The following is a 16,153-nucleotide window of genomic DNA, read 5'->3' on the forward strand; positions in this document are numbered from 1 at the left end:
ATGGCTATGGACGACGGGCTGAAGTGGAAATATATTAAGCAAGCGATAAATGAGACGGTAATCCAGCGGGTTGAAATGCAACTGGGTGTTTCATTTCCGCAATCTTACAAAGATTGTGTCCTTCTATTTCATGGGGCTCGTCCTGAACCTAATGAATTTAGGACAGAAAATGGTGAGGAAAAAGCTGTTCGCAGCTTGCTTCCGCTGGAACCCTATGTGAAAGGGAATGTAATAGAGGTATGGGGATGGATCAGTGATCGGCTGGCTCCCGGACTTGTACCTTTTGCAGATGACGCTTTCGGCAATTATCTTTGTTTCGATTTTCGGGATGGCGCTAGTGAAGAACCGAAGGTGTTGTTTTGGGACCATGACAAGGCGGCTATGGCCCCAGATCACGCCGTCATTCTGGTAGCCAGCACATTCTCTGAGTTGATGAACCGCATAGCTGGAAAGGAAGGATGACCACCCTTGTTGAATGTTATTATTAATTATCATCCTATTGGACAGCATACCTATTTCAAAGTAAATGGTGAATGTTTGAAGGCTAACAACAAATTGGCGAAATACAATAAGGAGCCAATGGATCGCTGGGTCGGTGAGTTGGTTCCATTGCTTATTCGGGAGTGGAATGAACATGTCATAGATATCGCGTTTTTTGGTTCGCCTACGCACTATCGAATGCTTGCGGATGCGGTAAACGAAACGGGTAATCATTACCCCGAGATCATAATCAAGCTGATCCACGGCCCCTTTGATCCGATGCTGGAGCGACGGGATGAACTTGCAAATGCGGCCTCGGCGATGTTCCATTTGCTTCAGCAAGAGGAATTTGTGCGGGAAGAAGGCATCGGGACGGAGCTTACTGACATACTTAAGGCGGTTGCCAAGTCGAAGACGCCAGAGAGCCTCCTGAAGCCATGGGATTCCGGATGCCGGCAAGCTATGGCAGCCATGGATGAAGAATTGGAAGCCGTAATAAAAAAACGTGCCGACCTATTAAGTCGGCACGAACCGCCCGGGCTGACAGTTGAACTGAAGGCTAATCAAGCGGATATTCAGGAAAAGTTGGAACGGTTTGAATCTATAAAGAGAGAGTGGGAAAACGAACAACAAAACCTGCATGCGAAGCTGGATTGCATTACCATAAATGCAAATTTTCCCGCGGAAACCATACAGGTTTGTATGACTGCCTCATTTTACGATTTGTACCTGGATATTGAACGGTTTGTGGCTCTCGATGCGAAACCGGCAATTCTGCTCCTATTTGAAGCTCTTGAATCGTTTGGGGGAGAGCGGAGAGTAGGAAAAGGAGGCAACACGCAAATATGGATCAACGGCGCGTTCTCCGGGAATGGCAGCGCTATGGACATGCTGAAAGGTACTGACGGTAGTCAGTGGAAGCAAGACGTATCTTCAGCTTTAAAGCATGCGATTAATTCTGTCAACATCGGTCTTCGAAAAACAGAAGAGTACATAGCCATAAATGAAGAGCTGTTTCAGCAAGAACGCGTCCAGGAACAACGAAGGAAGAGCAACGAGGCGGAGCAGAGTCATGCCGCATTGAATCTCCGCCTTGAGAGATTGAAAGCTAGGCAACATGCTCTCCAACATGCGAAAGCCATCATTCAAACGAAATTGGAGGCATTAGGATGATTATCGATTTACGCGGACTCCGGGAAGCACGTCTCGGTTTAACGGTTGAGCAATTCGCAGAGGGGTTACAACTGGATGTTGGAAAAATAATTACGCTGGAGCAAAACCCTAGCCTTATTGATATGGAGCTCATCGGACGAATTAGTCATGTTTATAAGCTGAGCCTTCAAGACATATTCCAGGAGGCGAGTCAAAAGCCCCAAGCGTTCAAGGTAAGGGACGTTTACAATGATATACGAACTCGGAAAAAGAACATGGACGGCTATTTACGTGAGAGGCTCAACGATATGAAGCTTCAACTGCCCCCAAAGGATTTCAAAGCCATTATCGAGCAGTACGAGGCGGTGAATGCGGAATGCGCCAAGCCAGTCATATCGCTGGTTGGGCCCTCCGATTCAGGGAAAAGTACGCTAATCAACTCTTTGCTCGGTCAGGACATATTGCTGTCTCAATGGACACCTACGACCTCTGCCGCCGTATATTTGAAGCACCACAGCGACAAACCTTCCTGGATGGGGACAGACGATGTTTGGGTTTTTCGCGCGGAAAGTCCTAAGACGGGATACAACATTCATAAGCACAAAACTAAAACGTACAGCCAAAAGCATTTGATCATAAGTGGGGACTTGAACCTACTTAAGAACTACACGAATCGTAACAAAGAGGGTCTCCATCAGGAGGTTGATACGGCTATCTTATTTTTGGATGCTCCCATACTGACTGCCTGCGATTTGGCGGATTTGCCCGGCTTTGGCACGGACACCCATAAAGATACCGTTCTGGCGCAGCGAGCAAGGGATCTGTCCGATGCCATAATCTTCCTTTGTCAGTCGAATGCTTTTTTTAATAAAGAAGAGGATCTCATTTTTGCTAAGACCATGATTCAGCAACTGCCGGCCATCAGCGCAGCAAGCGATGCGCCTATGTTATCGAATTTGTTTATTGTTGCATCGCAGGCTCGAATTGTCGGTGAATCCCAACTTCCCATCATTTTTGACAGAGGCTACACCGCCATCGCCAATCAGCTATCCGACCGTTTGATAAAAACGACCTTCGGCATGAATAAACAACGTTTCACAGAGCATTTGAAAGATCGGTTCTTCTCTTACGAAACCGACAACGTCGCATTGCGAGCCGGCTTTGAGCATGAACTCAAGAGACTGCTCGAGGAGCTTCTACCTGACTACAAACAGAAACGGGCCAATCAAGCCTTGTCGCAATTCAAGGAACGGTTACTTTATTTTTTTACAAACGAAATGTCGAAATATGAGGAGGTGCTGAACAATCAAAATCAATTGAAGCAAACGTATTTCTCTATGTTGGGCGAGAAAGACAGCGTCTTTAAACATATCCGATCCGAGCGCGACCAGCTGTTGGACAGTATCGAAACCTTGCGCAAACAGGATATGAAGCTGTTCCTCGAGTGGGAGCGCGAATTCGTCACTGTAAAAGACATCGAACAAATGATCAGTCTAAAAGGCTATGATAAAAAGAATGCGCCCAAACTACTACCGACTAACGTCATGGATTTGTACCATGCCAGGTTGCAGGAAATTCTCCAAACGAGCACGGAATCGTTCCAGAAGGACGCAACACGCTATATAAAGAATGTGGAAGAATCACTTCAGGGAATCAACAAAAGAGAAATGGACGATGCCTATATTCCTTTCGATATGCAGGGAATGCTCGCCGGCGGGCTAGCTGGACTGGGCGTTCTCGGAGGACTTGGCATTTTGGCGTCAACTCTGGGTAATTTGGGCGGCTACATCCTTGTATCGCAAGGCGTTGGCCTGCTCTCCGCAGCCGGCATCTCGGTAGGAGGCACAGCTGCGGCGGCTTCAGCAGTAGCCGCTATCGGCGGACCCATTACGCTGGGGATAGGGATTGCTTTGGGCATTTTTCTTGTTGCGAGAGTGATCTTCGGTGACAGTTGGCAAACCCGTCTGGCCAAAGAACTGAGAAATAAGTTGGATAAACAGAACGTTTGTTCAAAGTATGAGGAACAGATCGACAGCTATTGGTCAAAAACCAGGGATGGGATTGTCCATCTATCCGCGGTTTTCCAAAATGAATACGGTGAAAAAGTCATGGAGATTAAGAATCTTCTGGAGAATGAAGATGAGGAAGTGCTTAAACTGCATGCCGAATTCTTTAAAACTTGTAAAGATCATTTTGCCTCCATGCCTGTTTGACCTGTTTTATACAAAAAGAAAGTGAGAGTGTCTGCCGTATGGGCATTAATCCGTCACCCATAACCATCGGATCCATGTTTAATAAACGATACGCAGTGGATTTTTATCAGGAGAATACCAATGGGCAAGGAGCAGTCGCTTGCGCCTGTCGAAGGAAGAGATTGTTGAGCTGCGGGATTTATTGAATGGGTTGGAGCTCTAGAGATTGCGCCGCAGCACACCGAACTAGAAAAATGGTGCATTAACCTAATATTCTAAGAGAATAGAACTGGAGGCTGTTATCGCCTTTGGTTCTTATTTTATCGCTAAGAGGGCTTTGATGTGTTCCCCGTAGTGGATAAGGCATTCACCCCTACGGCAAAAGCACCCTGATTGAGGGTGTGGCAATAAGCAGCATTTGTATATATAATCCGAAAAGCAGTAGTAATCGAACAGAAAATCCATGAGTTCGGCATCGAGAGTTTTGATTTCTATTAAAAGAAGGGTGTGATGATATTATGAGAAACGCACAATGGGAAGGATCACCAGAATTAAAGGCTCTAGAGAATGAAATTATGAAATACCCCGAGAGCGAGTCAAATAGCTTCATTTTCCGCAATATGTCAACTGAGACATGGGCTCTGTTAGAGCGTGGAAAACGTATGAATGGAAAAACCAAAGAATATGCAGTCTATAGACAAATTTGTAAAATGAGACAAAAAAACAAGTGATAAGCTCAGCTTGGCGTGGTAAGCATTAGGCTTTCACGTCTAACTTGACTCCCATACTCGTAAGAGTGTGGTTGAGTATGGACATTCTGAAACCAGGTTAAAACACCAGAAGGGGAGAACCATACTGATGTTTGAATTTCGAGCAGCCAGAAACAGCCCTTTTAAAGAAATACACGACATTGCTCACCTTGAAGAACTGAAGCATTGCTTACAGGACGAGTACGAAAACGGCGAGCGGGCTTCTTACGAGCTCAAGGAAAGGCTGTTTTATTTGTATTTACGATTAGGGGAACTGGAGCCGCATAAGGATTCCTACAAGGATTCGATCACAAAGTTAGTTCTAGATATTGGCTGGGATATCAAACGCCGCAAGGTCAATTATGAGCAAGCGCAGATGTTTTTTGAGGACTTGATTCAATTAGCTAGACCCCGTGCCTTGCCGATAGCCCATTATCGCTTGGGGTTTATTCATTTTTATAATAAAAGATATTATTCGGCCATTCGGAGCTTTGAGAAAGCTTTGATTAAGCACGACCCGCGCATTTTCGGACGGCTACCGCATCCTAAGGAAAAGTTGGACGAATCTCAAAGCATGAAGGCACAGGCCCAAACGGCTTTAGCGTATGCAGCATATAGTGCGGAGCTGGCTAGAAAGGCAATACGTATGTACGAGGAGCTTGGCAATCCCGACGATTATGATATCGATTATGTGATGAAGCTGGAGCAGGGAATTCTCAAGGAGGAGTCCAAGCCATATATGTGCTTGACGCCGACAGGCAGATCCTCTATTAGTGAACAGGAATACCGGGAATTGAAGGAGGATGAAACAGCCTTTATTTTCGATTGTACCGACCATGATGTGCAGCGGGTTTTTATCAAAGGGAAGCTGAAAAATTTCTCTCCCCGAAGGATGCAGATTTTGGAGATTCTTTTCGAAAGACATAAACCTGTCCCTCAAAGAGAAATCACCGATAAGCTAAACATCAGTCAAGTTAGCCGGTACATGAATGAATTAAAGAGCCTTCTATTCCTATATGGCTTGGACGAGCAGAGTATTGTCGCGGATAATGGGTACCGTATCAATCATCCGAACCCGATTCTAATCTGTAATGAAAATGACCCCAAATATATGATGTAATGTTTAGAAGCGCCGGTAGCGGCGCTTCTTTTCTTTTTACCTTACAGGTGTTGTAACCCTCGTGTCCTACAATAAAAGTATCTTAAATCGAGGGGGAATTACATATGAAACAATTGAAAAAGACTTTATTGGAATTGCTGAATATTCAAGGAGTAAGCGGATATGAGGACAAAGTAGCAGCCTATGTGACTCAACGTTTAACCGAGCTCGACTTTACTGTAGAACACGACCACTTTGGGAATGTTTTAGGGCAGAAGTATTTTGGAGCCACGAGTCATGGACCGGTACTGCTGCTATCCGCTCATATGGATACGGTAGTTTCTTTTGTGCCTGGGCGACGAGTTGTGTGGGAGGAGGATGATATCCTGCGCAGCTCGGAAGGTATCCTTGGGGCGGATGATCGGGCTGGGATTGCTATACTTCTTGAGGTGATAGAGAGGATGGGCCGTCTCTCCTTTAACGGTACGCTCAAAGTTGCTTTTACTCGGGATGAAGAGAGAGGGCGCATCGGCTCGAATGAAATTGCTGCCGAGTGGTTGACAGATGTGGATATGGCTATCGTAGCGGACCGCCGGAATCGGCGCGACATTGTGACTTCCTGCACGTATATGACGTTTTGCTCGGATGAGGTGGGGGCGTATTGGGAGCGAATGGGTGAGCGCATCGGACAGTCTGATTGGAAAAGCTGTCAGGGTGGTACCAGCGACGCGATGACTTATGCCGAGCACGGAGTTCCGAGTATTAATGTATCGTGTGGCTACCAGCATGAGCATACGGATTGGGAGGAGCTGCATTGGCAGTCTGTAATCGATACCGCGAATCTCATCACGGAGGGGATTCTGAGTTGGGGGCAGGTTACAACGCCTGTAAGGTGAGGATGCCATAATACGATATGAACAAGAGCATGCATACACATCTATCAGAAAAATCTCAAAGGAGCGGATCGTATGGAACAAATAATGAGGAACGCAGTAGAACAGATGAGAAACATGGAGCTTTTGGCAGATGCACTTAGACGCAGAGGGTTTTCCTTCCGGTACCTGGGAAATCAGTTGATCTTGCAGCCAGGGTCAGGAAAGGGGGAGCTATACCTTGTAAAGAGGTTGCTCGATGCACTTCAAATCGAAGCCTCGTACAGACCTATAATCAGGAATCCCGGTGTCCGACGCATATGAGATCCTGGAAAACCTTCGTGAAGCGGAGGCATGGATACAAGCTTGATACGCTTACGTTGGATGCAGGTGTTGCTTACTTGGTCAAAATGCTTAGCAAAGCGGGTATTCTTACAGAAATGAGCTGCGACGGGCATGGTCGAAATGCACCGAAGATTTGGTTCGCGGGCGCTTGGAATGCGGCTTGGTTTGAGATTGTGAGCTGTAAGGTGCTGGGGGAATTGAAGCTTCATTATCGCTGGGTGGTTGAAGAAAAGGGGACAAGTGAGCATATCTTGACGGCAAAGAGAACCTCCCCTGAGAGATGGAACCTGAAACTCGTTCAGGAGGATGCAATGAGGATTGGTACTTATCTGGACATGCATGCAGAGGAGCTGAGTAATTACAAACGGAAGTGCTTTAAACATCGAAGCATGAAGGAGCAAGCCGTGCTTTTATCACGGGATTATGAGGTGTTGAAAATGTGGATGAAGGAGAAGGTTACGGGATGAGGGTCGGGTTCACAGATACGAACGCCCATTCCCTGACATCCTACTGCCCAAACCCTATGGTACATTCTTATCAGACGCTTTACCAGAAAGGATGCTGCATATGATTTCACCCATTCAAACAACGTATACCTGGAACAAAGAGTATTGGCCAACTGGAGGCGTAGAACGGGCGTATCTGCTTCTAGAATTGAAAGGTAACGCTGCTACGAATATGGAAAGAGCCCCGATGAACGTATCATTGGTACTCGACCGCAGCGGCTCCATGAGCGGAGCACCGCTTGCTTACAGTAAAAAAGCCTGTCAATTCGTCACCGAACAAATGGGCCAGCAAGATCAACTAAGCTTGGTTGCTTTCGATGATGAGGTTAGGACTGTTTTTGCTCCGCAAAGTGTGTCTCACAAAGATATAATGAAACAGCAAATTGAAACCATTCGATCCGGCGGCTCTACGAATTTGAGCGGAGGGCTGCTTCAAGGAATTCAATACGTTGTGCAAGGTAAAAAGGATGGGAGCATTAACCGTGTGATCCTTTTATCTGATGGCCATGCCAATGAAGGGATTACGGATCGTGCCAAGCTGCAGTCCATCGCTAGAGAGTTTCAAGGCATGGGGATGAGCATTACAACCATGGGTGTTGGGGACGGATTCGATGAGGAATTGATGGAGGGTATTGCTGATGATGGGGGAGGTAATTTTTACTTCATTGAAAAGTCGGAAAGCATACCTGACATCTTCGTCAAGGAATTAAACGGTTTATTAACTGTAGTTGCCCAGAATGTGCGGCTGACGATAAAGCCTTCAGAAACCACACAAATCATGCATATCTACGGGTACAAAGCAGAAGACAGAGGTGAAGGACTGAAGCTCTCTTTGGGAGATGTTTTCGATCAAGAGACTAAATCGATCCTCATTGAAATTTCATCCTACCCACACACTTCTGGAAAACATGAAATGCTCCAAGTCCAGTGGGACTACGTTGACGTGACTGGGACGGAGGGAGCAAGGCTCTGCACCGTGCAATATGCTGTTAAAGCTGAATTTACTAACGATATCGATTTAATTAATCTTCCCACCATTCCTCATGTGGAACAACAAATCAAAATCACTGAATCGGCAATAGCCATAGAAAACGCCATTTATGCCTTCGATAATGGGGATGAGGAAACCGGTAAAAAGCTGCTGCACCAGCAAGCAGATTCTATGTTGGCTTACGCTGTGATGTCAGATTCGGCAGAGCTTCGCGAAGAGGCTCAAATGCTCTACAGCCACTTGGAACAATTCTCCTACTCCAGCAATATGAGGAAATCACTTCATGAGCAAAAGTATCGCCAGATGAAAAGAAAAAAGTAAGCAGGACTCTCCTAGGTATAGGTCGAAATAACTAGTTATGACATAATTCGAGCATTTACCCTAAGGAGCGAGCCAACTATGCCTGAACGTTTGATTCGTTTAATGCGAATCATTAACCTGATCCAATCGAAACCTGGTATTCTAGCCAGGGAATTAGCAGAACGCTGCGAAACTACCGATCGTACCATTTATCGAGACCTGGACGCACTGCATGCGATGAATATTCCCATTTCTAATTTTGGACATGGGAAGGGCTATGCCTTTATCAGTAACTTTTCCATGTTTCCCCTGGATTGGACGGAGCAAGAGGCTTTAGCATTTTCTCTGCTTCCCTCTGCACTGGAACCGATCAAGCCGCTTATTTCCGAGGGATTCGACTCGGCCTATGAGAAAGTGATGGGAGCCCATCACAAGGAGAAATCCAAGAGGAGAGATATCGTTCAAGATGTTGCCGACGTCATTCAGCTTGGAACTCCGGCTAATCGGAAGGATGGCCAAACGTCTTTGTATGACATCATCCAAGCGATTATATCGCAGCATACGATCCGCACGGTCTATTATTCGCAGGGACGCAATGAGCAGTCGCAAAGAGACATTGACCCATACTATTTAATTCCTAGGGATAACCGGTTCTATATCATTGGATTCTGCCATAACGCCCAAGACATTCGAACATTCCGCATTAGCCGTTTTCGTGATGTCCAGCTGCTGGACCAAGCCTTTGATAAGAGTGATTTTAATCTAAAAACTTACATGAAAGACACGTGGTCCATCGAGCGGGGCCAACAGAATATTCGCTTCAAAGTCCGTTTTCACCCGGATGTAGCACGGTATGTCAAGGAAGAAGAGCTGTTTACGAAGCCGAAAATGACCACTCAAAAGGATGGCAGCCTGCTCTTTGAAGTAACGCTCAACCATGACCGGGAATTTCTTAATTGGTTGAGCCAGTATGGCCCGGACGCGGAGATTTTGGAACCCCCATCTTACAGGGAAGTCATGCGTGCCAAGTTAGAACGATGGAAGCTGCTGTACCAGGACTGAGGCTTGAAGACTGATGCTTGGAGGCTTGTGGACTGGGCTTGAACACTGCAGACTGAGAATCGAGGCTTGAAATGTTGAATGGAGGGATGAGCTCTGAGTTCATTATCAAGAATTGGCCAAATACATGAAATTATAAAAGGAAATCCGCTGCAGTGTAAGATATTGCTTACAGCAAGCCATGCTCAAGGCCATCAGTGGTTGGAACAGGTAAGCAGGCAATATGGCCCTGTGTTAAACACCGAGGTGCGGATTCTGGATAGGTGGGCACTTGATCGGTGTAAGCTGCTCCTCGCCAAGACTAAATACCAGTACATTTCAGGCGCAGATTCCAGGTGGATCGTTTTTAGGCTGCTTCAGGAATTGACGGAGGATGCGGGTTTTAGCTATTTAACCGGGAATGCTTTAACACCGGGGCTTACCGATGCGTTTCACCATGCCATCATGGATCTCAGAGGAGCTTTGATAAAAGCCGAGGAGTTAACTCCGGACGTTTTTGAAAATAGGGAGAAAGGCATGTTTGTCAAAGAGCTGCTTTCCCGATATGAAGCAGAGCTGACCCGTAATCGGCTTGTTGATCTGGCTGGTCTGTTGCCTTATGCTGAGCAGCTTCAGCCATCTACCGATTATATTATCGTTGATGAGTATGCAATAAGGACATCTTTGGTCAGAAAAAGCCTTCTGCATTCGCTCACAGGAGGCGTTTATGTCTCTTTGTCCAGCGGACATGGCTTCATGGAGGCAGATTCTACTTTTCCAGTTGAACGAACCGAATTTTTCCATTCCTTAGGTTCATTGGCTGAAGTACGCGAGGTTGTTCGTCGTATCACGGAAAAGGGCATTTCTTGGGACCAAGTGGAGATCATTGCTTCAGACTATGAGAAGAGCGCTGCAGCTGTTTATACAGTTACAACAACGGCACAAATAGCCTGTACCTTTTCCGAGGGGCTGCCGATGGGCACCACGAATGCTGGGAAGGCAGCGAAGCTGTATTTGGAATGGCTGGAGTCCGGTTATCAGTTGGATTCTCTGCTATCCGCGCTCAAGCAAGGAGTTATCCGAATAAAGGATGAACAGCAAATGGAAATGAACGCTTCCAGTGTGATTCTTGAGCTGGAGCGCTCAGGAATAGGCTGGGGGAGAGAACGCTATAAGCTTTTGGGACAAATGCTGGAAGCAGTTAGCTTAAAGGAACAACTGATGGCTGATGATACCCTGAAAGGACAAAGAAAAGCTGTCCTGCAAAATCTTCATCGGTTTTTCAAGCAATTATTCCAGCCACTTACCGAGCAGACCCTTTCTTCACCGGCGATGCTGATCCGCACACTTATTGGTTTCTTGGAAACGTATGGAGTTCTAAATGAGGACAGTGATGAACAAGTCCTGAGTGGGCTTCAGAGTCTGGAACAGTCTTACCATTTGGCTAAAGAGCTTACAATGAATAGCAAGCTGGCATTACGGTATGTTCAGGAAGGGCTGGAAGGGCTGCGAGTTCAATCGAAAGCGACCCCATCACCGGGACGAATCCATGTAACCTCACTTTCATCTGGCGGGCAAACGGGGAGGCCCTATACTTTTATTATAGGCATGACCGAAAAGAATTGGTCGTTATCCGTACGCCAGGACCCTGTTTTGCTTGACGAGGAGCGGGCTAGAATCGGTCCTGATATGGTTAAAAGCTCAGAGCTTGCAAAACGTCAGGTCGAAGAACGGAATGGTCGAATGGGCATGATCCGCGGCTGTTGCACACTGAGCTACTGCTCTTATGATATCGCCGACCATCAGGAGAATATGCCAGCATTTGAAATGCTTCAAATGTTTCGCAAGAAGACGCTACAGACTGATGCGGACTACGAAGCTATGCAGCGGGATATGGAAGAGCCGGTCCGATTCTTCCGCTGCAAAGCAGGCTTGTCCGTTGATGCCACCGAGTTATGGCTGCGGTCACTTTTATCGGATAGTTCCCGGATTAAGGCTGGGCAAGGCTCCGTCTATTCTTACTATTCCTTGTTAATGGACGGCAAAACGGCTGAGGAGTCGAGGATCAATCTAGACTTATCCACTTATGATGGTTTTATTGAAACGGATCTGCATCCTGTGCGGCTTCCAGGAGATGCCTTTACCTTTACTGGATCGGCCTTTAGTGCTAGCAGGCTAGAGCTATACGGCAGATGTCCTAAGCAGTTCTTTTACCAGGAAATTCTTGGAGTTCGGGCGAAGGAAGCTGCTGTTTATGACCGTACGATGTGGTTAGATGCGATGCAGCGAGGAAGTTTGCTTCACGAAATATTCAATCAGTACTTGATAAGCTTGAAGGACCGTCGTTCCGACCCCAACGCTTTTTTGAGCCATGATCTTACATTTTTAAACGAAATAACAGAAGAAGTGATACGTCAATATGCAGAGGAAGTGCCAGCTCCAAGTACACATATCTTCCATAAGGAAGCGGAGAGCATACGCAAGGATGTGAAGATTTTCTACGCAAGTGAACAACGCCGGGCTTCTATTCCTGTTTTTACAGAGCTGCAGCTTCATAGAGATGATGCGCCTTTACAGGTTGAATTCAGCGGCGAATTATCCATGCCCATTAGAGGATTCGTGGATAGAGTGGATAGGATAGCGCCTCACCAATACAAAATATATGACTACAAAACAGGCAACCCAAGGAAGTACAAGCAAAATGAGTGCTTTTCCGGTGGGACGCAGCTACAGCTTTCCTTATACGGTCTGGCTGTCGAACAGTGGATGAAAGAGACAGGCTTTGATCCAGAGGCCCAGGTCGTTGCATCAGCTTACTATTTTCCTACTGAACGGGGGATGGGCGAGGAAGTCAGCCGACCGCAAAACCATCGAGAAGACCTGGCGTCACTGCTCCAAAGCATGCTGGAAGCGATGAGAACTGGGCTTTATCCGCCTACAATTGATCCAAAGGGTTGTACTTGGTGTGATTACAGATCCGTTTGCGACTCGCATTCGGAGCAGTTTGTGGAAAAGAGAAGTGCACCTAGGAATGTGGATAGGTTAGGGCGTATTTTGGAGGTGAACCGGTTTGCTTAAAGAACAGGTGATACAGGATGATGAAACGGCTCGCGTGCGAATCGGAGCGGATCTGGATACCACATTTATGGTGGAAGCAGGAGCGGGCTCCGGCAAGACAACCTCCATCGTCGGAAGGATGATTGCCCTAGTCCGTACACGCAAAGCCCAGGCTCGTGACATTGCTGCCATAACGTTTACGAACAAAGCGGCTTCTGAATTAATGGGACGTTTTCGTATCAAGCTCGAGCAGGAGTGTGCCAGAACTCCACAAGGCTCCGAACGAGAAGCTTTGGAGGAAGCCCTTCAACAAATACCGGAATGCTTTATCGGGACCATCCATGCTTTCTGCGGACGGCTTTTGAGAGAACGTCCTATCGAGGCCAAGCTGGATCCAGCTTTTCAAGAGATGGATGATCGGGAGGACCGGGATTTTCGGGACCAATGCTGGGATGAGTATCTGGATGATTTGCGTAGTAACGGTGGAGGGAAGACCCGAGCTGGAGAGGGAGCTCAAGCTGAAACAGCTTCGCAATATGTAGAGGCGTCCATCGAAGATTTGGCTGTTTTACAGGTCAATGTGGAGGATTTGCGGGCAGTTTATAACCGTGTTGCGGAGTATGAGGATGTGGAGATCTACACGGAACAGGTGGCGCGGCCTCATTTTGACCGATTACGAGATTCGCTGTTTCCCTTGATGGAAGAAGCGTTCCCTTATATCCCAACCCTTCAACCGGAGAAGGACTGGGACGTTTTGCAAAAAACAATACGTGTCGCTATGGGCCATAAGCGAAATAAAGATATGACGGACGATATCAACGTGCTGATCTTAGCAAAGCTGTTTGACCGTAACTTGGGAGTGACATTGAAACGCTGGACAGACCCTAAGATGGCGAAGTACTTCAAGGAACAGTTTCACGACTGGCAGACCCGTACCTTGCGCCCATTCTTGCAGGAATGGAGAGAATATCTCCATTCCAAGCTTATCGCTTTTGTTCTCCCAGCAATCCGGTATTGCACTGGGAAGCGTATGGAGGCGGGCAAGCTAAACTTTCAGGATCTGCTGATGAAGGCGGCGGAATTGCTCAGGACCTACCCGGAAGTAAGAAGATATTTTGGGAACCGGTACAGCAGGCTGTTTGTAGACGAATTTCAAGATACGGACCCCATCCAAGCGGAAATGATGATGCTCCTAACGGGCGGGAGAGGGGATGAGTGCAATTGGCGGGAGCAGCTGCCGCGTCCTGGTTCCCTGTTTGTGGTTGGCGACCCCAAGCAATCTATTTACCGATTTCGCCGGGCTGACATCTCAACCTATAATTTCGTGAAGCAGCGAATTGAACAATGCGGAGAGGTGCTTCAATTAACACGTAACTTTCGTTCGGTGAAGGCGATTGGGGACTTCGTGAATTATGCCTTTGAAAGCAAGTTTACACTGAAGGGCCAAGAGTCGGAGTGCCAAGCGCCCTTCGTCCGTATGGTTACTCAGCAACCGAACCCCGGGGGTAAGGCAGCACTGCATGGCGTGTACACCATGACCGCTCCTAAGCAAGAGAGAGACCGACAAATTGATATCGCCCTATATGATGCGGAACGAATCGCCCAATTTGTTGCTTGGGCTTGTGGCGGGAACCTTCTCATCCATGAGAAGACAAGCGATGAAGGAAAGCCGAATTCCCGCCCAGCCCGTCCAGGCGATTTCCTGATTTTGCTCAAATACCGCAAGTTCATTGGCTTGTATGCGAGACAGCTTGAGAAGTATGGTATCGTATCGGATACTTCGGGCAGCCTAGTCATTTTCGAAGAGCTCCGAATTCTTTACCAGCTGGCCTTAACGTTAAATGACCCTACTGACCGGGTACCCCTGTTGGCGGTTCTTCGAGGCATGTTGTTCGGTTTGAGTGATGATGCTTTATATCATTACCGTCACGAAGGCGGCAATATTGGTCTGTATACTATTGCGGATCCAGCTAGGCTCTCCGTGAAGAGCGTAAAAGTGGATCAGGCACTTCATAAGCTTCGTCAATATATGGAATGGGTCAGGATCCTGCCGGCGTTGCCCGCCTTTACGCGAATTATCGATGACATTGGCCTTATCACTGCCGCGGCGGTAGGTGAATCCGGCGCAATCCGAAGCGGGACGCTGATTAAGCTGCTGGAAGTGCTTCAAGGGGATGCGGAGGCATCCATCGAATGGTCGGCGTTAACCGAACGGCTGCATAGGCTAACAGATTCAGAGAGTCTGGAAGCCGCCAGCCTGTTCTCAGGAAGCGCGGATGCTGTGCGAATCATGAACCTTCACAAGGCCAAGGGCTTAGAAGCACCGATTGTGATGATGGCTTGCCCTTGTGGCAACAATGAGCACGATGCGGAGGAGCATATCGACCGACTAGCGGAGCCGTCGCTCGGATACTTCACCATATCCAAGCGGAAGGATATGTTCACTTCGGAGGTAGTCGCCCAGCCTGTTAGTTGGACCCGGCATGCCGAGAGGGAGCGCGAGTTTATGAAAGCGGAGACGGACCGTCTACTCTATGTAGCTACGACCCGGGCGAAGCAACTGTTAATTGTCAGCCAGTATCCCTCGAGGCCAGCTATTGATCCATGGAGCCCATTGTCTGTTTCCTTGCAGCAACAGTTGGAATTGGAGTTGACTCCAGTGGATCCTGTGCAGCCGCAGGAGCTAGCCACCGCTCCAGATGTGGTATCTAGTATGGATGATTGGCAGAAGCGATTGGATTCGGGGGCTGTACCCAGCTATCAGCTGGGCAGTGTTACAGGCTTGGCCAAGTCATCTAGTGATATCGTAATTGAGCGATCTGCTTTGGGCAAAGGAATGGCCTACGGGAGCTTGATTCATCGGTGCCTGCAGGCGCTTGGTGAGGGGATGGACGCGGGGGACCTTGCTGACTTTTGCCGAATGGCTGCTGAAGAGGAAGGTGTTGAAGAGAAGTGGCTGGAGCTTGCAGTTGAAACGGTGATGAAGGTGACCACCAGTGCGTTATGGCAGCGATGCATGATATCGCGGCGCCGCTACCACGAGTTCTCCTTCATGATAAGCCGTCAAATCGCTGCAACCGATGAGAATAAGCACGGACAAGGTGGTGGTTTCCAAGAGGACTCCGTCACCACGATCCTTCGCGGTGTCATTGACCTCGTGTTCGAAGAGGAGGACGGCTGGGTGATCGTCGATTTCAAGACGGATCGTTATGAGCTCCAGAACGAGTATCAGCTTGTGGACTTCTATAAGCCCCAGGTGCTTGCTTATGTGGAGGAGTGGGAGCGGACGATAGGGGGTAACGTGAAGGAAGCAGGGTTTTATTTTATCGATAGAGGTCGGTATGTGTCGCTGTAATTGGAATACAAGAGGAC

General features: G+C 47.7%; 11 protein-coding genes. All 11 read left to right on the forward strand.

Annotated elements, in window-relative coordinates; translation table 11 throughout:
* The 11 genes from G9U52_RS31710 to G9U52_RS31760 all read left to right on the forward strand — a co-directional run bounded on the left by G9U52_RS31710 (position 1) and on the right by G9U52_RS31760 (position 16,136).
* The gene (locus G9U52_RS31710) at positions 1 to 462 is read left to right on the forward strand and encodes an SMI1/KNR4 family protein (protein WP_207953340.1); all 462 of its coding nucleotides are present in this window, start codon (positions 1 to 3) and stop codon (positions 460 to 462) included.
* A gap of 6 nt (positions 463 to 468) precedes the next feature.
* Complete coding sequence (locus G9U52_RS31715) at positions 469 to 1,653, forward strand: hypothetical protein (protein WP_166155224.1); 1,185 nt, start codon at positions 469 to 471, stop codon at positions 1,651 to 1,653.
* Positions 1,650 to 3,845 (forward strand): dynamin family protein, encoded by a 2,196-nt coding sequence (locus G9U52_RS31720; RefSeq protein ID WP_166155226.1) that lies wholly within the window; start codon positions 1,650 to 1,652, stop codon positions 3,843 to 3,845. Before G9U52_RS31715 ends, G9U52_RS31720 begins: the two co-directional genes overlap by 4 nt.
* Positions 3,846 to 4,342: 497 nt before the next feature.
* On the forward strand, positions 4,343 to 4,555 hold the full coding sequence (locus G9U52_RS31725) for a hypothetical protein (protein WP_166155228.1): 213 nt from the start codon (positions 4,343 to 4,345) through the stop codon (positions 4,553 to 4,555).
* A 127-nt stretch (positions 4,556 to 4,682) separates the two neighbouring features.
* Positions 4,683 to 5,693, forward strand: coding sequence for a hypothetical protein (locus tag G9U52_RS31730; RefSeq protein WP_166155230.1), 1,011 nt, complete (start codon positions 4,683 to 4,685; stop codon positions 5,691 to 5,693).
* A 104-nt stretch (positions 5,694 to 5,797) separates the two neighbouring features.
* Positions 5,798 to 6,568, forward strand: coding sequence for a M20/M25/M40 family metallo-hydrolase (locus G9U52_RS31735; RefSeq protein WP_166155232.1), 771 nt, complete (start codon positions 5,798 to 5,800; stop codon positions 6,566 to 6,568).
* A gap of 296 nt (positions 6,569 to 6,864) precedes the next feature.
* Entirely contained in the window at positions 6,865 to 7,356 is a 492-nt protein-coding gene (locus tag G9U52_RS31740) for a hypothetical protein (RefSeq protein ID WP_166155234.1), read from the forward strand.
* 100 nt (positions 7,357 to 7,456) lie between these two features.
* Positions 7,457 to 8,707: a vWA domain-containing protein gene (locus G9U52_RS31745; protein ID WP_166155236.1), complete on the forward strand. Its 1,251-nt coding sequence runs from the start codon at positions 7,457 to 7,459 to the stop codon at positions 8,705 to 8,707.
* Between the two features lie 78 nt (positions 8,708 to 8,785).
* Entirely contained in the window at positions 8,786 to 9,748 is a 963-nt protein-coding gene (locus G9U52_RS31750) for a helix-turn-helix transcriptional regulator (RefSeq protein WP_166155238.1), read from the forward strand.
* 198 nt (positions 9,749 to 9,946) lie between these two features.
* On the forward strand, positions 9,947 to 12,802 hold the full coding sequence (locus tag G9U52_RS31755; protein WP_207953341.1) for a PD-(D/E)XK nuclease family protein: 2,856 nt from the start codon (positions 9,947 to 9,949) through the stop codon (positions 12,800 to 12,802).
* Positions 12,795 to 16,136 (forward strand): UvrD-helicase domain-containing protein, encoded by a 3,342-nt coding sequence (locus tag G9U52_RS31760; RefSeq protein ID WP_166155242.1) that lies wholly within the window; start codon positions 12,795 to 12,797, stop codon positions 16,134 to 16,136. The genes G9U52_RS31755 and G9U52_RS31760 overlap by 8 nt, the downstream gene beginning before the upstream one ends.
* The last annotated feature ends 17 nt before the right edge of the window (positions 16,137 to 16,153 follow it).

The organism is Paenibacillus agricola (genome assembly GCF_011440305.1).
Taxonomy (GTDB): Bacteria; Bacillota; Bacilli; order Paenibacillales; family NBRC-103111; genus Paenibacillus_S; species Paenibacillus_S agricola.